The sequence below is a fragment of the Photobacterium arenosum genome, assembly GCF_014841115.1.
In the GTDB taxonomy this organism is placed as follows: Bacteria; Pseudomonadota; Gammaproteobacteria; order Enterobacterales; family Vibrionaceae; genus Photobacterium; species Photobacterium arenosum.
The window spans coordinates 65192-82863 of sequence record NZ_JACYTP010000019.1; the positions used below are offsets into that span (position 1 = coordinate 65192).

The window sequence follows — 17672 nt, forward strand, 5'->3', positions numbered from 1 at the left end:
TGGCCTTTTTTTTATGTGAACCAACCTGATGAGAAGCAGGCTATGTTTCACGTGAAACACAGGTGCTATCTCATGATGAAGGTTTCACGTGAAACAATACTTCATTGACGCTTTGGTTAGGATTATCCTCTTCAAGCTGTGATCTATTTTGAAGGAAGAAAAGTGTGGGTAAGGAAACCAAACCACAATTAAACCCGAAACGTCAGCGTGTCAGTGCAGCCTGCCTACAGCCGTTGTTGCCAGCGAATACACCTGACGGATTGTCCCTCGTTACGGCTGCAGACCACCATGAACGTTTTGTTTTCAAATTAAAGAAAGCCGCAGAACGAGAGGCTGTCACTCAGATCTTTGGATGGGATGAAACCTTACAGTACCAACTGCATCTGTCTGAGTGGCAGGATTGTAAACCCTTGGTGATTCTGATGGACGGAACCCCGATTGGCAGTGTGTTGCTGGAAATGATTACGCCCGAATGTCATTCGAATACCGAACAAGACAGTCGCGATCTCCCGCAAAGTTATTTCAGCCGTTTCTTTCTTTTACCGCAATGGCAGGGACGGGGGATTGGCAGTGCGGTACTACGGGCAGTGATTGCCTGGTCTGACAAAGCACATCGACCTTGTTGTTTAACGTATTTACAAGGCAATCCAGTGAGCGGTTTATATCGGCGGTTCGGGTTTGACAAGATCACTGAAGATTCTCAGTTTGTCACCATGGTTTACCATCCGTATACAAAGACAACCCTCTGAGCCGCCTGTATCTGTGACATAAATTGTGCTGCTTGCAGACGACTCTGTCTGGGTTCAGATGAACAAACAGGGCAGTGAATGCCCTGTGAATTGTCTTTCAACGCTGGGTTCAGTGACACTGTTAGCCTTGCTGATAGGCTTTTGCGATTTCTTCGGCAATGATAGCAATGCCGCGCTGCATCTTTTCATCTTCCTGCACATAGTTCATGCGCAAACATTCATGGCCGTGTTGCCAGTCTTGTTCCAAGCCAATGAAAAAATATTCACCGGGCACTATCAGTACCCCTCGTGCTTTCAGGCGCCGGTACAGTTCCATGGTGGTGATTGGCAGCTCTTTAAACCACAACCAAAGGAACATGGCACCTTCCGGTTTGTGGATCCGAAAACGCGGGTCTGGAATGGCTTGTTGCAGCCATTGCACCGCCTGCTGCGATTTTTTGTGATAGTAAGGTTTGATGACAGTTTCGCTCAAACGCAATAAGTCGCCTTGCTCAATCATCTTGTTGGCAATTGCAGGGCCGACACTGCCCGGCGCCAGGCTGAGCACACCGTTCATGTTGGCCAGCGCTGTGGTGATCTCTTCACTGGCAATAACGATGCCGCAACGCACCCCGGGTAACCCCAGTTTAGAGAGGCTCATGCACAGGATAGTGTTGCGGTTCCAAAAGGGAGTGACGTCTTCAAAAATGATGTCAGGGAACGGCATGCCATAAGCATTATCTATGATTAACGGGATGTTGTGCTGCTGAGCGAGCTGATCCAAATGACGAATTTCTTCGTCGGTCAGGACATTGCCGGTCGGGTTGGTTGGCCGCGACGCGCAGATAGCGCCCACACTGTCATCTAGGGTCAGGGCGTTGAAATCGACGTTGTACTTGAACAGGCCGTTATCCAGTAAGCTAATCTCCGGCCTATAAGAGATAAACATATCCGGGCTGACGCCGGCATCCCCGTAGCCGATATATTCTGGCGCAAGCGGTAGCAGGATTTTCTTGCGACGGCCATCGGGAAATTCACCAGCCAGCAGGTTGAACAAACTGAAGAAGGCGCTTTGGCTACCGTTGGTCAGGCTGATGTTTTTGCTGCTGATATCCCAGCCGTAACGTTCACTCAGCAGGGCGGCCAGCGCATTAATAAAGGTGTTTTTCCCTTGTGGCCCATCATAGTTTGTCATGGCTGCTGTCAGCTCGCCGCTTTGGTTCAAACTGTTATTGAGCTGGGTAAAGTACTCCACCATAGCCGGTATCTGTGCCGGGTTACCGCCACCTAGCATGATGGCTTCCGGATTACGCAGGCCATCATTCAAATCATCCATTAATTGGGTAATGCCTGAGTAGCGGGCAAATTTGTTACCGAATGTAGAAAACTCCATCTTGCTTCGACCTCAGTGTGTGTCTTGTTGTGATTTTTTTGTGGGTGAGCCAGACAACATACAACAATGATACATACAGTGAAAGTGGCTTTAGTCGCTGCAGTCCCACATAGTGTTCATCATATGTTCCACGTGAAACACAGTCGTAAATCAGGCGTGTCACTTTAAGTTTAGATGAAGCTATCCGGTGAACCGCTGTGGTGGCGACACGGCCCTCAAAGGTGCGAGATGGGAGGGTGATGAGTCGTGTAGTGATGAGTGCGATGCTGAATATTTAGGTGTGTTGATCCCGCGGTTGGTGCTTGCATAATGGGCCGGGTGTTGTAACCTTGAGTGGCGCTGCCTGCGCCTCCTGCTCGCGGAAAGGATAGTATCCAGGGTCACTGGCTTTTGTAACACAGCCGACAACGTATTTCTGCCTTCTCTTCTGTCAGGCGAGCACAGGAGCTAAAGAGAATGGGGAAATCATGAATTCAGACAATGCATTTTCGTTTAACCTGAACTACCTCAAATCCCAGGCTAAGCATCGCCTGAAAGCCATACGCCGCGGCGATCACGATGCCTTGCAATCTGTTAAGCAGTTACATCCGAAACAGGCACAGCTCAATCCGGACAATATTAAACTGGCAGATATCCAATTCGTGATGGCCAGGGAGTGTGGGCTACCCAGCTGGAGCCGCTTGAAACACCATGCTGAAATGCTTGAGCATCACAAACAGCAAATGGCGCAGGGTAGTGAAGCGCTGGATAGGGATCTCACCACATTACACATTCGCTGCGGCCATGATATTGCACAGCGCTTAGAGCTGGCGGGCTTTCATGGTGACTTCCTGCCATTTATCGATCCCTACTGCATGGGGCCGCTTTGCTCAGCGCCCGATTTCGAACGGGAACGCGCTGAATACATCCGGCAGTCTTTACTGAGTGAAATCGGCGATCCGCGCACGACGGATGACATCCTGACTGAGACGGCGGACAAGCTAGCGCAGCTCGCACAACCTGATTATCACCGGCTGGTATTCTGGGTCGAGCACGATAATTACGATCAACTTATGCTGATACGCCTGCTGACGCATGTGGCGACACTGCCGGGTGTGGCTGGCCGTCAGCTTGAGATCATAGAAGTGAATCATTTTCCGGGTAATACCCGTTTTATCGGGCTGGGCCAGTTACCCGCCGAAGGGTTGAGATCGCTCTGGCAGCACAGACGGCTAGTGGATGCCATTACCTTGGAGAGAGCAAGAGTACTGTGGCAGGGGTTCTGTTCCCCTGATCCTGCGGCGCTGCTTGCCTTGCTCGGTGCCTCCTGGCTGAGCCAGTTCGAAAACATGGCGCAGGTGATACACCGTCATTTGCAGGAGCTGCCGCATCAGCAATCCGGCTTAAGCCTGACTCAGTCGTTGGCACTGTCTGTGTTGTCGGCATCGGGCAAGATGACGGTTGCCGATCTGTTTTGTGGCTATCAAGCGCTTGAGCCGTTACCCTTTTTGGGCGATCTGATGTTCTGGGTATTGCTCAAGCCGTTGCTGCAAGGCAGTCAGCCTTTAATCTGTCTTGAATCATCACCCGGTTCTGCTTCGTGGCAGGAGCAGATTGTCAGTCTGACTGAGCAGGGAAGCTTATGCCTGTCACAGCAGCGCAAGATCGTGTGTAGTGCTTACTGGGTTGGGGGAATTAGAGTCAGCCCCGAACAACATTGGACCTGGGATCATGCATCGCTGTCTTCATTGCATCTGGTTCAAGGTTAGCCGGGTAAAGCAGACAGTATGGCTTGGGCGTTTCACGTGAAACACTCTGTGGCAGCGAGCCGGCTGTCAGGTGTCTGATTCTGGCTGGCAGCTAGTAGGACCTGACAAGACGGGACAAGCAGGTAAAAGAAAGCCCGCTGGTGCGGGCTTTGTGATCAGACTAGAGAGCCTGTGACGCTCATTAATGGCTATCAGTTCTGGAGCAGTGAAATATCTGCCACTTTTAGGAACTGATTACGTAGCTGGTTGAGCATTGTCAGCCGGTTCACTTTCAGGGCTTGGTCATCAGCCATTACCATCACGTTGTCGAAGAAGGCATCGACTGAATCGCGCAGGGTAGCCAGCTCTGAAAGGGCTTGCTGATAATCACCGGCAGCAAAAACAGGGGTCAGTTTAGCGGTAACTGCTTCCACGTTTTTCGCCAGAGCTTTTTCGGCTTCTTCAACCAGTAACTGGCTGTCGATTGCCGCAGGTAACTCACCATCAAATTTCGCCAGGATATTGCCGACACGCTTATTGGCCGCAGCCAGTGATTCCGCCGCGTCCAGAGAGCGGAAATGGCTGACCGCTTTAACGCGCTTATCAAAGTCAGCCGGTGAGGTCGGGCGACGAGCCAAAACGGCCTGAATCACATCAACCGTGTGGCCTTCATCCTGATACCAGGCACGGAAGCGGCCCAGCATGAAATCAATCACATCGGCTTCTACGTTATGGTTCGTCAGCTTATGGCCAAACAGCGCTTTGGCTTTGGCAATCATATCGACCAGATCCAGCTGATAGCCTTTTTCTACCATGATGCGCAGGGCACCCAGAGCGGCTCGGCGCAGCGCGAATGGGTCGTTGGCACCTTTAGGGTGCTGGCCGATACCGAAGATACCTACCAGGGTGTCCATTTTGTCAGCCAGTGCAACCGCCGCTGCGACATCGGAACCCGGCAGGCTGTCGCCGGCAAAACGTGGCATGTATTGCTCGTTGAGCGCCACTGCAACATCTTCGTGCTCACCGTCAAGCCGCGCATAGTGCATGCCCATTACGCCCTGAGTATCGGTAAACTCGAAGACCATGGATGTCATCAGATCGCATTTTGACAGCAGGCCAGCACGCTCTGCGTGTTCTATATCAGCACCAATTTGCTGAGCGATGTAACCGGACATCGCGGTAATACGATCTGTTTTGTCACGCAGGCTGCCCAGCTGTTTCTGGAACAGCACGCTGTCCAGCTCGTGCAGGCGATCAACCAGCGGGCGCTTACGGTCGGTGTTAAAGAAGAATTCAGCATCTGCCAGACGAGGGCGGACGACTTTCTCGTTCCCCTCGATAATGTGGCGCGGCTCTTTCGACACTATGTTAGTGACGAAGATAAATTTCGGCAGCAGCTTGCCCGCCGCGTCATAGACAGGGAAGTACTTCTGGTCACCTTTCATGGTGTACACCAGGGCTTCTGCCGGAACGTTCAGGAATTCTTCTTCAAAAGAGGCGGTCAGAACAACCGGCCACTCGACCAGAGAGGTGACTTCTTCTACCAGCTCGTCTTCCAGATCGGCGGTGCCGCCAACGGCAATGGCGGCTTCTTTGGCACCGGCAATGATATGCGCTTTACGGGTGTCGTAGTCAGCGATCACTTTACCGCGCTCTTCCAGGATAGCAGGGTACTGATCTGCATGTTCAATGCTGAACTCTGCTTCACCCATAAAACGGTGGCCACGAATGGTACGCGCCGATTCCACACCCAGAATCGTGCCGGGGATCAGCTCGTCATTAAGTAGCATGACCAGAGTTTTTACCGGGCGGATAAATTGTGTCTCTTTATCGCCCCAGCGCATAGGTTTCGGGATAGGCAGTTTTGCCAGTGCCGCCGCTGCCAGTTCGCACAGCAGTTCGGTTGCGGCTTTGCCTTTGACGGCTTCTTTGTACAGTAACCATTCTCCTTTGTCTGTCTGCAGGCGTTCAGCCTGCTCGACAGTAATGCCGTTACCGCGCGCCCAGCCCTGAGCGGCTTTGGTCGGGTTACCGTCAGCATCGAAAGCAACGCTGATCGCCGGACCGCGCTTCTCGACCACCTTATCAGCCTGGCCTTCTGCCAGTGCGGTGACTTTCAGAGCCAGCCGGCGTGGTGCGGCGTACCATTTGATATGGTCAAAGGCTAATTCAGCCGCGTTCAGTTCCGCCGTAAAGTTTTCGGCAAAGGCTTCTGCCAGGGTGCGCAAGGCTTTTGGTGGCAGCTCTTCCGTACCCAGTTCAATCAGAAAATTCTTGTCAGCCATGCGTGATCCTTACTTGTCTTTTTTACACATCGGGAAGCCAAGTGCTTCACGAGAGGCATAGTAGGCTTCAGCCACTTGCTTGGTCAGGTTACGGATGCGCAGGATATATCGCTGACGCTCAGTCACCGAGATCGCTTTACGGGCATCCAGCAGGTTGAAGGCATGGCCAGCTTTCAGAATACGCTCGTAAGCCGGCAGCGGGAGAGGCTGTTCCAGTTCAAGCAGTGACTTACACTCTTTCTCGCATTGATCAAAGAAGGTAAACAGGAAGTCGACATCAGCGTATTCAAAGTTGTAGGTCGATTGTTCTACTTCGTTCTGGTGGAAAATATCACCGTAGGTCACTTTTCCTAAAGGTCCGTCGGTCCATACCAGGTCATAAACAGAATCGACACCCTGAATGTACATGGCCAGACGCTCGATACCGTAAGTAATTTCACCGGTTACTGGTTTACATTCCAGGCCGCCGACTTGCTGGAAGTAGGTGAACTGGGTGACTTCCATACCATTCAGCCATACTTCCCAACCCAGACCCCAGGCACCCAGCGTCGGGTTTTCCCAGTTGTCTTCCACGAAGCGGATATCATGCACCTGCGTGTCTACGCCCAGCGCTTCCAGCGAGCCCAGGTAAAGTTCCTGAATGTTGTCTGGCGATGGTTTGATGATCACCTGAAACTGGTAATAGTGCTGCAGACGGTTAGGGTTTTCACCGTAGCGGCCGTCGGTCGGGCGGCGTGATGGCTGCACATAGGCGGCCGCAATAGGCTCTGGGCCCAGTGCACGCAGGCAGGTCATTGGATGCGAGGTACCGGCACCCACTTCCATATCCAGCGGCTGCACGATAGTACAACCTTGCTGGCCCCAGTAATCCTGAAGCGCCAGAATCATGCCCTGAAAGGTCTTGATGTCGTATTTTTGCATTGTCAGCTTCGCGAGATCCGTTGATATAAGTAGAAAAGATAACAATCCAGTATACCTTGGGTCGCCTTGAGGGAGTAGGGGCAGCGCACGTTTTTTGCGCATAACAGTATCGAATGTAAATTTTTGTCATCAGGCTTCCGCTATAAGCAGAAACAAGGTAAAAAAATTGACAGGTTTTTGATATCTGCAGTCTCTACTTGACTACAATGCAGCAGGATAATGCTAGCGGAAACGGGCGTTCCGTTCGGCAAACTTACAATTTATCGGGGAAAGAACATGCAACAACATCATTCAACAATGTCACGTAAGTGGGTACGCGCTATCCTTTTGGCCGGTGTTACTACTATGGTAGCTACGGGCTGTACCACAGTTAATCCCTACACACGTGAAGATCAGACAGCAAAATCAACCAGTGGTGCTCTGATAGGTGCCGTTGCTGGCGCGGCTATCGGTGTGGCCTCTTCGAGTAAAAGCGATCGAGGTAAAGGGGCGCTGATCGGCGCAGCTTCTGGCGCGGCGCTGGGCGGAGGTGTCGGCTATTACATGGATGTGCAGGAAGCAAAACTGCGTCAGCAACTGGAATCAACCGGTATCAGTGTGACGCGTGAAGGCGATCAGATTGTGCTGAACATGCCAAACTCGATCACTTTCGGTGTCGACCAGTCTAACCTGAGCCAGCAGGCGATGAATGCACTGCAAAACGTGGCTTTGGTGGTGAAGGAGTACGATAAAACCCAGCTGAATGTTTACGGTTTTACTGACAGTACAGGGTCTGAATCTTACAACCTGCGCTTGTCTCAGGTCCGTGCCAGTGAAGTCAGTAACTACCTGGTTCGTACGGGCGTAGCGGCGCAGCGTGTTCTGGCGAAAGGTATGGGTGAAGCTCATCCGGTAGCTTCCAATGGCAGCGATCAGGGGCGTGCTCAGAACCGCCGGGTGGAAATTGTCTTAAGCCCGACCGCGTCTTAATCACACCAACAGCATGAGTTCAGGAAGGAAGGGAAGATTGGCTTCCCTTTTTCGTCACTTGATTCCGGGTGCCATTCTGGCTATCATGCCGATTCCTTTGGGGAGTAGCCTGCCGTTCTGACGGCACAATCATCAACATAATTGAAGCAAAATCTTCATGGTGATTGTGACTGACCATTACTCCGGTCAGTTTGGCGAGACCATAGGCAAATCGACATGAACCGGGGTGGGGCGTGTCAGTTTGTCTTTGGTTAAAATTATAATCCTCGCCCCAATGAGCATGTCGTGAGCATTTTAGCTGTTTCTATTACCACGGTCGCCCTGGCTGAGATTGGGGACAAAACCCAATTGCTGTCATTGTTACTGGCCAGTCGGTACCGTAAGCCTGTTCCTATCATTCTGGCCATTTTCCTGGCGACTCTGGCCAACCATGCTTTAGCGGCCTGGTTGGGCGTGGTCGTTGCTGATTACTTATCGCCTGAGATTTTAAAATGGGTGCTGGTAGTGAGTTTTGTGGTGATGGCGGGTTGGATTCTGATCCCGGATAAACTGGATGACGATGAAACCATTTCAAACCGCGGCCCGTTTATTGCCAGCTTCATTGCCTTTTTTGTGGCGGAAATCGGTGATAAAACCCAGGTGGCAACCACCATGCTCGGGGCAAAATACCATGACGGCCTGATGCTGGTCGTGCTGGGCACCACTATTGGTATGCTACTGGCAAATGTGCCTGTAGTACTGATCGGTAAGCTGTCAGCTGACAAAATGCCATTAGGGTTAATCCGCAAAGTCACTGCTGCACTGTTTGCTGTACTGGCGCTGGGTGCCGCCTTTGGCCTGTAATCCGGTTCGAAGCAGGGAGCGGGCGTCTTATGCCTGCGATTAATGAGATTGTCATAAGGCAGCGTTAGGCTGCCTTACTTATTTTTGTAGCTTGTTGCTATGACTTGCCTTTGCGGATCAGGAAGCGGTATGGCAGTGAGTCTGTTTCCGCCGCCAGCAGCGTATGGTCCATAAACCGGCAAAAGCTGGGGATGTCTCTGGTTGTGGATGGGTCATCGGCCAGCACTAATAGTGTGTCGCCATCTGCCATCCTGCGAATAGTTTTACGCACCATCATGACAGGTTCCGGACAACGCAGTCCTTGTGCTTCCAGATTGTGAGTGGCGGATTCAAATTTCGTGATCATAGTGAAGCCATATCGTAAATGAGAGCCAGATCATACTCACGGATAATAAACAATCAACCGGGGGTTGGCAAAGGTAACAATTATGTGTAACTTAGTTAACAGCTTGTTAACCAATTTGTCATCGCGGGAGGTGGAGATGATTACTCAGATGGATAGACTGACTATTTACTGTGTGCTGTGCTTTATCGCTTTCTGCTCTATTGTACTGCGCAATGCAAATGACTTAACTCTCTTTTCGCTGGCAGGCTTAGTGGCCGCGGCGATCGGACTCTGGCTCGAGCTCTCTCATTCTCCTGAGCTTGAAGAAGAGGAAAGCTAACTTTCACATCTACTACACTCCCCAGTTTTCTTGGGCTTCCCCGCTTTTATAGCGGGATTTTTTTTATCCGGGGTACAGAAATAATCACCCGGCCCGTGTGGCAGACCGGGTGATGAGAGATGGTTTATCAGGACAGTTTTACGAGTGTACGCCCGGTGACCTGACCCTTAATAATGGCTTGGGCATATTCCGGTACTTGTTCCAGCGAAATGGTTTGTCCTGCTTGCTGATAAAAACTATCCGGCAGCAATTCGCTCAGACGCTGCCATGCCTGCTGGCGTTTTTCATATGGGCAATACACAGAATCGACCCCTAACAGCCGTACATTGCGCAGGATGAAAGGCATCACTGTGGTTGGTAAATCAAATCCGCCAGCCAATCCGCAGGCCGCGACCGCACCGTTATAATCCATTTGGGTCAGTACTTTGGCCAGGACTTTGCTGCCCACAGTGTCGACTGCGCCCGCCCAGCGCTGTTTCTCCAGCGGTTTGGCCGCTTCTTCCAGTTCACTGCGATCAAGAATGGAAGTCGCCCCCAGTTGTTTGAGCAGATCGCCATTTTGCGAAGCGCGACCGGTGACAGCGGCGATGCGATAACCCAGCTTAGCCAGGAGCGTTATCGCGACAGAGCCGACACCACCGCTGGCACCGGTGACCAGAATCTCGCCAGACTCAGGCGTGATACCCGCATCTTCCAGCGCCTGGATACAGAGCATAGCGGTTAAGCCGGCTGTACCGATAACCATTGCCTGTTCGGGGTTTAAACCTGCCGGGAGGGGAGCCAGCCAGTCGGCTTTCACACGGGCCTGCTGAGCCATGCCGCCCCAGTGGTTTTCACCGACGCCCCAGCCGGTCAGTACCACAGGATCGCCCGCCTGGTAGCGGTTATCACTGGAGGTGATGACAGTACCTGCAAAGTCGATACCCGGCACCATGGGGAATTGGCGGATAATTTTGCCAGCGCCCGTGATAGCCAGGCCATCTTTGTAATTGAGCGAGGAATAGTCGACAGCCACAGTGACATCGCCGTCTGGCAGCTGGCTGCTGTCAATGTCACCAACATGAGCTTGGGTGGTGTTATCTTGCTGGTTGAGGATCAGTGCCTTAAACATTACGGTTCTCCGTGCTGGGAATAAGCGTCTGTTTGTGATTGTAATGAGTCAGAGTGTCTCATATATGAACATAAAACAACTTTTTGTCTGATTATGGATATAAAAAAGCCCGCGACAGGTGCGGGCTTAATCGGTGTTGTGATAACGGATTAGTCGTCGACGCGCTCAAAGATGGTCGCAATGCCCTGACCCAGACCGATACACATGGTCGCTAGGCCGTATTTCACATTCTGATGTTCCATCAGGTTGATCAGTGTGGTTGAGATACGTGTACCGGAACAGCCCAGAGGGTGACCCAGTGCAATGGCACCGCCGTTGAGGTTCACTTTTTCATCCATCGCATCCAGCAGACCCAGGTCTTTGGCGCATGGCAGAGACTGAGCAGCAAAGGCTTCGTTCAGCTCGATCATGCCGATATCATCGATAGTCAGGCCGGCACGTTTCAGCGCTTTCTTCGACGCCGGCACCGGGCCGTAACCCATGATAGATGGATCACAACCGGCTACCGCCATCGACTTGATACGGGCACGAATACGCAGTCCCAATTCTTTGGCTTTGCTTTCGCTCATGATCAGCATAGCTGAAGCACCGTCAGACAGGGCAGATGATGTACCGGCTGTCACTGTGCCGTTAGCCGGGTCGAAAACAGGACGCAGACCTGCCAGACCTTCAACTGTGGTTTCAGGACGAATCACTTCATCAAAGTCGAATACTTTCAGTATGCCGTTCTCGTCATGACCTTCGGTGGGCAGAATTTCATTTTTGAAGCGGCCTTCAACGGTAGCGGCATAGGCGCGCTGGTGAGAGCGTGCAGCAAATGCATCCTGTTGTTCACGGCTGATGCCGTGCATACGGCCCAGCATTTCAGCAGTCAGGCCCATCATACCGGCAGCCTGAGCCACAGATTTTGACAGACCAGGGTGGAAATCCACACCATGGTTCATCGGCACGTGACCCATATGTTCCACACCGCCGACCAGGCAGATCTCGGCATCACCCACCATGATGGCACGGGTGGCGCTGTGCAGTGCGTCCATAGAAGAACCGCACAGGCGGTTAATTGTGGTGGCGCCTACAGTGTGCGGGATACCTGCCAGCAGTGCTGCGTTACGGGCAACGTTGAAGCCTTGCTCCAGGGTCTGCTGGACACAGCCCCAGTAGATATCTTCAATGGCCGTTGGGTCAACCTGAGGGTTACGCTCCAGCAGACCTTTCATCAGGTGTGCTGACAAATCTTCAGCACGTTTGTTACGGAAAGCACCGGCTTTTGAACGCCCCATAGGGGTACGGATGCAATCAACAATTACGACGTTATTCATGTGTGTGTTCCTCGTCCTTAAGCGTTTACTGGTGCGTTGTAATAGCTTTCGCCTTTAGCGGCTTTGTCACGAAGACCGGCAGGGACTTCGTAAACAGCACCCAGATGCGCGAATTTTTCTGCCATTGCGACATAGTTCGCCAGGCCGATTGAATCCAGGTAACGGAACACCCCGCCGCGGAATGGAGGGAAGCCCAGGCCGTAGACCAGCGCCATATCCGCTTCTGCCGGTGTGGCGATAATGCCTTCTTCCAGACAACGCACTACTTCGTTAATCATAGGAACCATGGTACGGGCGATGATGTCTTCATCACTGAAATCAGCGGCACGGCTGACAACAGGAGCCAGCAGCTCAGCCACTTCTGGCGCCAGATCTTTCTTCGGCTTGCCTTTTCTATCGACAGAGTAGGTATAGAAGCCTTTGCTGTTTTTCTGGCCCAGACGCTGACTTTCGAACATCACGTCGACCGCATCTTTGTAGTCTTTACCCATACGCTCCGGGAAGCCTTCTGCCATCACAGCCTGTGCATGGTGCGCGGTGTCGATACCGACAACATCCAGCAGGTAAGCCGGACCCATTGGCCAGCCGAACTTCTTCTCCATGACTTTATCAACTTTGGTGAAATCAGCGCCGTCACGCAGCAGCAGGCTGAATCCAGCAAAGTAAGGGAAAAGTACGCGGTTGACGAAGAACCCTGGGCAGTCGTTGACCACGATAGGGGATTTGCCCATTTTGGCCGCGTAAGCCACCACGCGAGAAATGGTCTCTTCCGAGGTGTGCTCACCGCGGATAATTTCAACCAGTGGCATGCGGTGTACAGGGTTGAAGAAGTGCATGCCGCAGAATTTTTCCGGGCGCTTCAGCGATTTCGCCAGCAGGTTGATTGGAATGGTAGAAGTGTTCGAGGTGATCACAGTGTCGTCGCCGACACGCTCCTCCACTTCCGCCAGCACTGCTGCTTTCACCTTCGGGTTTTCAACCACAGCTTCAACAATCACATCGGCTTCTTCAATGCCTGCGTAATGCAGCGTGGGCTGGATAGACGCCAGGATTTTGGCCATTTTCAGGCCGTTCAGCTTACCGCGCTCCAACTGCTTGTTCAGTAGTTTAGAGGCTTCATTCATTCCCAGATCCAGTGATGGCTGAGCGATGTCTTTCATGACAACCGGTACGCCTTTCAATGCAGACTGGTAGGCAATACCGCCGCCCATAATACCGGCACCCAGAACGGCTGCGCGTTGGGTGTCTTTGCCTTCTTTAGCAGCTTGCTTCGCTTTGCCTTTGATGTACTGATCATTGAGGAAGATACCGACAAGCGCTGGGGCGACGTCACTTTTTGCCAGTGCCACGAAACCTTTATTTTCAACTTGCAGGGCTTCATCACGGCTCATGCCAGCGGCTTTTTCAATACACTTAACGGCAGTGATTGGGGCAGGATAGTGAGGACCGGCAACTTGCATCACCATGCCTTTGGCCATAGTGAAGCTCATGGTCGCTTCAATTTTGTTCAGTTTTAGTGGCGCTTTTTTCTGCTCACGGCGTGCTCGCCATTCCAGCTTGCCGGCAATGGCATCTTTCAGCATGGTCAGCGCTGCGTCACGCAGGGTCTCAGGTGCCACAACGGCATCCACAATCCCAAGTTTTAAGGCTTCGTCGGCTTTTTTGGCTTTGCCGCCAGCGATGATGTCCATGGCCGGGTCGGCGCCAATCAGGCGAGGCAGGCGTACGGAGCCCCCCCAGCCAGGCATGATGCCCAATTTGGTTTCTGGCAGGCCTACCAGCGCAGTATTGTCTGCAACGCGCATGTCGGTTGCCAGCACGCACTCACAGCCGCCACCCAATGCAAAGCCGGTAATGGCGGCAATGGTCGGTACTGGGATATCTTCCAGGCGGTTAAAAATGACATTGGCTTCTGCCAGCCAGCTGGACAGAACATCCGCGTCTTGGGTCATGATGTCAGGAAACTCGGTGACGTCCGCACCAACAATAAAGGCGGATTTACCGGAAGTCAGGATTACGCCTTTCAGTTCATTTTGCTGATACAGCGCGTTGATAGCTTCACTGAGGTTTTCCAGGGTCTTGCGATCAAGCTTGTTGACGCTGCCTGGCGCATTGAAGTTGATTTCCGCAATACCATCTTCCAGATAGCTTACGGATAGGGTTTCACCTTGGTAAATCATGTTCTATCTCCGTGAATACCGGTTCATTGCCGGTTTGATTTTGACTGGTTTGGCCTCCAACCAGGTTAAAGATTAGTCTGAACCTGTTGCAAAGGGATTTCAACACCTATTTTAAACAATTGTTTAAACTTTGATATTGGTATGTAACTGAAGTTGTTTTACGTAGCTTGTGTTTGACTTCTCTGTAGATTCCCTGGCATCTGAATTGTTTTTTTATGTTTTATATCAATTATTTGTGTGATTGGTTAGCAGTGTGCCACCATGCCTTCTCGGTAAGCTTTCATCCATGTATAGCTCATGAAAGTGATAACAATGGCGTTACCTGTTGAAATTTGTGCGGGCTGTGGCGAGCGATCGGCCAAACTCACTTTCATCACCAGAATGGAAAAGCATGCTTGATAGACGGCGATTCGGCTCTTTGTTGTTCGCTGTGAATCTGTGAGCGCGTTTATGCTATTCTTGCGCCTTTGTATGGCGTGATGTGAGCAGGCAAAATGGATCAGGCTCCTTATCTAATACCAGCGGAACCCGTTGTTTTCGAACAAGAGATCAAAAAAAGCCGCTTCATTACCTATTTAGCCCACACATCTGGTGTGGAGGCGGCGAAAGCCTTTGTTCAGAGTATCAAATCACGGCATGCAGATGCTCGTCACAATTGCTGGGCTTTCGTGGCTGGTCGCCCTGAAGATTCCATGTCATGGGGGTTCAGTGATGACGGCGAGCCCTCCGGAACGGCGGGTAAACCTATGCTGGCCCAGCTCAGTGGCAGTGGGGTCGGTGAAATAACCGCTGTTGTCACGCGGTACTACGGCGGTATCCGGCTGGGTACGGGCGGATTAGTGAAGGCGTATGGCGGCGGGGTGCAGCAGGCGCTTGCTGTGCTCATCACCAAAGAAAAGGTCATTACTTCACCACTTTATGTCCGCTGTGCGTATAATCAGGTGCCTTTACTTGAGGCTGTGATCGCTGAGCATCATGCTGAAGTACAGCGCGCTGATTACGGGGTTGATGTCACTATGGACATTCTGCTTGATGCTCGCTTAGCCGAAACATTCAAGGCAGTGCTGATCAATCGCAGTGGCGGCCGGATTGTGATTCAGGACGCAGACAATATTTTGAAGAATTAAAAGTGAGCGCCCGCTAGATTATGCAAATTCGTTCCATTATCCGTATCGTTGGCCTGTTACTGGCGCTATTTAGTGTCACTATGCTGGTACCGGCCCTTATCGCCTTGCTGTACCGTGATGGTGCGGGTTTCCCTTTCGTGGTGACTTTCTTTATTTTGCTGGCGGGTGGGGCGGCACTCTGGCTGCCTAATCGCCATCAAAGGCGAGAACTGAAAGCCCGTGACGGATTTTTGATTGTTGTGCTGTTCTGGACAGTTATCGGCAGCGCCGGTGCTGTGCCCTTTATTTTGTCTAAGACACCGGATCTTTCTTTTACTGATTCTTTTTTTGAGTCGTTTTCCGCACTGACTACCACGGGTGCCACCGTCATTGTGGGGCTTGATGAATTACCTAAAGCCATCTTGTTCTACCGACAAATGCTACAGTGGTTTGGTGGTATGGGGATCATTGTGCTGGCCGTGGCCATCTTGCCTGTCTTAGGCATCGGTGGTATGCAGCTTTACCGGGCTGAAATCCCGGGACCGGTCAAGGACAGTAAGATGACGCCCCGTATTGCTGAAACGGCCAAGACACTCTGGTATATCTATCTGACACTGACTGTTGCCTGCGCCGGGGCTTTCTGGGTGGCAGGGATGGATCTCTTCGATGCCATAGCACACAGCTTTTCGACCGTCGCTATTGGTGGCTTTTCGACGCACGATGCCAGTATCGGTTATTACAACAGTACTGCCATTAATATGGTCACTGTGGTCTTTCTATTGATCTCCGCCTGTAACTTTTCATTGCACTTTGCGGCGTTTTCCAACCGTGGCCATAACCTGCGGACCTATTGGCGGGATCCCGAGTTCAAGGCTTTTCTCGTGATACAGCTGATCCTGCTGTTGATTTGCTATGGCATGCTAATGAAGCACCAAACCTATGACACCTGGTGGGCAACGCTGGATCAGGCGCTGTTTCAAACTGTGTCTATCTCAACGACAGCCGGTTTTACCACAACCGGTTTTTCTGAATGGCCGCTTTTTCTGCCTGTATTGCTTCTGTTTTCTTCCTTTATAGGGGGGTGTGCAGGATCGACGGGGGGCGGGATTAAAGTGATTCGTATACTGCTGTTGTTTTTGCAAGGCGTCAGGGAGCTCAAGCGCCTGGTGCATCCCCGTGCTGTGTATACCATCAAAGTAGGCAACAAGGCCTTGCCGCAGCGTGTGGTAGATGCGGTTTGGGGATTCTTCTCCGCCTATGCTTTGGTGTTTGTTATTTGCATGCTGGTTCTGGTCGGGACGGGAATGGATGAGCTGACGGCATTTTCGGCAGTCGCTGCCACCCTCAATAACCTGGGCCCGGGGTTAGGGCAAGTTGCCGTTCATTTCGGGGAGGTGAACGACGCAGCGAAGTGGACATTAATCGTGGCCATGCTGTTTGGGCGTCTTGAAGTTTTTACTTTACTGGTGTTATTCACCCCGACATTCTGGCGAAACTAAGGAGAAGTGTGTGGAGAAGGTTTTATTGCTGCACTCCAGTTGTGACGGTCAAACCATCAAAATCTTACGCTATATAGAGCAGCAGTTAGGTGGGCACTATCTGTGTGAGACCCAGGATATTCATCAGTCACCTGAGATTGACTTCACTCGCTATGATCGAGTGTTGATTGGTGCTTCCGTTCGATATGGCCATTTAAATAAAAAGCTGTACCAGTTTGTAGAGCAGAATCAGCAAGCTCTGGATAAACATATAACGGCTTTCTTCTGCGTAAACCTGACCGCGCGTAAATCTGGTAAGGATACGCCGGAGACCAGCGTCTATGTGCAGAAGTTCCTGCAAAAATCGCCTTGGCACCCCAAACTCTTGGAGGTATTCGCCGGAGCGCTGCGTTATCCGCGCTACAACTGGTTTGACCGAACCATGATTCAACTCATTATGCGGATGACAGGCGGGGAAACCGATACGACAAAAGAAGTTGAATATACGGATTGGGACAGGGTTAGTGCTTTTAGCCGGGCATTCAAGCAACTTTAGTGGCTAAAAAGAGGTGCTTTTGGTGAGCTTTTGTTCGAAAAATAATAAAATCAAAAAAAACCTGAAAATGCGCTTGCGCCCTGAATTAAAGTCCCTATAATGCCGCCTCACTGAACGGGGTTACGGCAGAGAAAGCTGAAAACCAGAGGTTCACAGGAAAGTTGTTCTGAAATAGATTGAAAAAAGTGTTTGACACTGTTTTTCATTTCGATAGAATGGCCGCCCTGTCCACGACAAGCCAATGGCAAGTCTGGCAACGCTCTTTAATAATTTGACCATGCAATCTGTGTGGGCACTCGACAATGATACAGTCATAAAAGATTTATCAGTGAACTGAGTGACCAATTGGTAGCACTTTTTATAAAAGAGTTACCGGCACAGTCAATTCGTT

General features: G+C 51.5%; 15 protein-coding genes and 1 riboswitch. Of the genes, 8 read left to right on the forward strand and 7 right to left on the reverse strand.

What is annotated here, in order from left to right:
- The first annotated feature begins 164 nt into the window (after positions 1-164).
- The gene (locus IFO68_RS20620; RefSeq protein WP_336510292.1) at positions 165-749 is read left to right on the forward strand and encodes a GNAT family N-acetyltransferase; all 585 of its coding nucleotides are present in this window, start codon (positions 165-167) and stop codon (positions 747-749) included.
- Between the two features lie 121 nt (positions 750-870).
- Here IFO68_RS20620 and IFO68_RS20625 read toward each other — a convergent pair whose 3' ends face one another.
- Positions 871-2121: a valine--pyruvate transaminase gene (locus IFO68_RS20625; protein ID WP_192017658.1), complete on the reverse strand. Its 1251-nt coding sequence runs from the start codon at positions 2119-2121 to the stop codon at positions 871-873.
- Between the two features lie 467 nt (positions 2122-2588).
- On the opposite strand from IFO68_RS20625, the gene IFO68_RS20630 reads away from it, so the two are divergent.
- Entirely contained in the window at positions 2589-3869 is a 1281-nt protein-coding gene (locus IFO68_RS20630) for a DUF1835 domain-containing protein (RefSeq protein WP_192017659.1), read from the forward strand.
- A 191-nt stretch (positions 3870-4060) separates the two neighbouring features.
- Here the strand turns inward: IFO68_RS20630 and glyS are convergent, their stop codons facing one another.
- Both glyS and glyQ read right to left on the reverse strand, forming a co-directional pair.
- Positions 4061-6133, reverse strand: a complete 2073-nt coding sequence (gene glyS / locus IFO68_RS20635; protein ID WP_192017660.1) for a glycine--tRNA ligase subunit beta — start codon at positions 6131-6133, stop codon at positions 4061-4063.
- Positions 6134-6142: 9 nt separating this feature from the next.
- Complete coding sequence (gene glyQ / locus IFO68_RS20640) at positions 6143-7054, reverse strand: glycine--tRNA ligase subunit alpha (RefSeq protein ID WP_027251759.1); 912 nt, start codon at positions 7052-7054, stop codon at positions 6143-6145.
- Positions 7055-7330: 276 nt separating this feature from the next.
- Here glyQ and IFO68_RS20645 point away from each other — a divergent pair, with 276 nt between their 5' ends.
- Together IFO68_RS20645 and IFO68_RS20650 are read left to right on the forward strand one after the other, a co-directional pair.
- A complete protein-coding gene (locus tag IFO68_RS20645) occupies positions 7331-8023 on the forward strand; it encodes a YiaD family glycine zipper/OmpA-like lipoprotein (protein WP_192017661.1) in 693 nt (230 codons plus the stop codon).
- Between the two features lie 94 nt (positions 8024-8117).
- A riboswitch (yybP-ykoY riboswitch) is annotated at positions 8118-8266 on the forward strand.
- Between the two features lie 42 nt (positions 8267-8308).
- The gene (locus IFO68_RS20650) at positions 8309-8866 is read left to right on the forward strand and encodes a TMEM165/GDT1 family protein (protein WP_192017662.1); all 558 of its coding nucleotides are present in this window, start codon (positions 8309-8311) and stop codon (positions 8864-8866) included.
- A gap of 97 nt (positions 8867-8963) precedes the next feature.
- On the opposite strand, the gene tusA is transcribed toward IFO68_RS20650, so the two are convergent.
- On the reverse strand, positions 8964-9212 hold the full coding sequence (gene tusA, locus IFO68_RS20655; RefSeq protein WP_192017663.1) for a sulfurtransferase TusA: 249 nt from the start codon (positions 9210-9212) through the stop codon (positions 8964-8966).
- A 136-nt stretch (positions 9213-9348) separates the two neighbouring features.
- On the opposite strand from tusA, the gene IFO68_RS20660 reads away from it, so the two are divergent.
- Positions 9349-9531 (forward strand): hypothetical protein, encoded by a 183-nt coding sequence (locus IFO68_RS20660; RefSeq protein ID WP_027251764.1) that lies wholly within the window; start codon positions 9349-9351, stop codon positions 9529-9531.
- 127 nt (positions 9532-9658) lie between these two features.
- On the opposite strand, the gene acuI is transcribed toward IFO68_RS20660, so the two are convergent.
- From acuI to fadB, 3 genes are all read right to left on the reverse strand, one after another.
- Positions 9659-10642: an acrylyl-CoA reductase (NADPH) gene (acuI, locus tag IFO68_RS20665; RefSeq protein ID WP_192017664.1), complete on the reverse strand. Its 984-nt coding sequence runs from the start codon at positions 10640-10642 to the stop codon at positions 9659-9661.
- A 149-nt stretch (positions 10643-10791) separates the two neighbouring features.
- Positions 10792-11961, reverse strand: coding sequence for an acetyl-CoA C-acyltransferase FadA (gene fadA, locus IFO68_RS20670; protein WP_192017665.1), 1170 nt, complete (start codon positions 11959-11961; stop codon positions 10792-10794).
- A 17-nt stretch (positions 11962-11978) separates the two neighbouring features.
- Positions 11979-14141, reverse strand: a complete 2163-nt coding sequence (gene fadB, locus IFO68_RS20675; protein WP_192017666.1) for a fatty acid oxidation complex subunit alpha FadB — start codon at positions 14139-14141, stop codon at positions 11979-11981.
- 494 nt (positions 14142-14635) lie between these two features.
- On the opposite strand from fadB, the gene IFO68_RS20680 reads away from it, so the two are divergent.
- From IFO68_RS20680 to hemG, 3 genes are read left to right on the forward strand one after another with little or no spacing between them, the layout of a single operon-like run.
- Positions 14636-15268: a YigZ family protein gene (locus tag IFO68_RS20680; RefSeq protein WP_192017667.1), complete on the forward strand. Its 633-nt coding sequence runs from the start codon at positions 14636-14638 to the stop codon at positions 15266-15268.
- 20 nt (positions 15269-15288) lie between these two features.
- Complete coding sequence (locus tag IFO68_RS20685) at positions 15289-16746, forward strand: TrkH family potassium uptake protein (protein ID WP_192017668.1); 1458 nt, start codon at positions 15289-15291, stop codon at positions 16744-16746.
- Between the two features lie 10 nt (positions 16747-16756).
- The gene (gene hemG / locus IFO68_RS20690; protein WP_192017669.1) at positions 16757-17281 is read left to right on the forward strand and encodes a menaquinone-dependent protoporphyrinogen IX dehydrogenase; all 525 of its coding nucleotides are present in this window, start codon (positions 16757-16759) and stop codon (positions 17279-17281) included.
- The last annotated feature ends 391 nt before the right edge of the window (positions 17282-17672 follow it).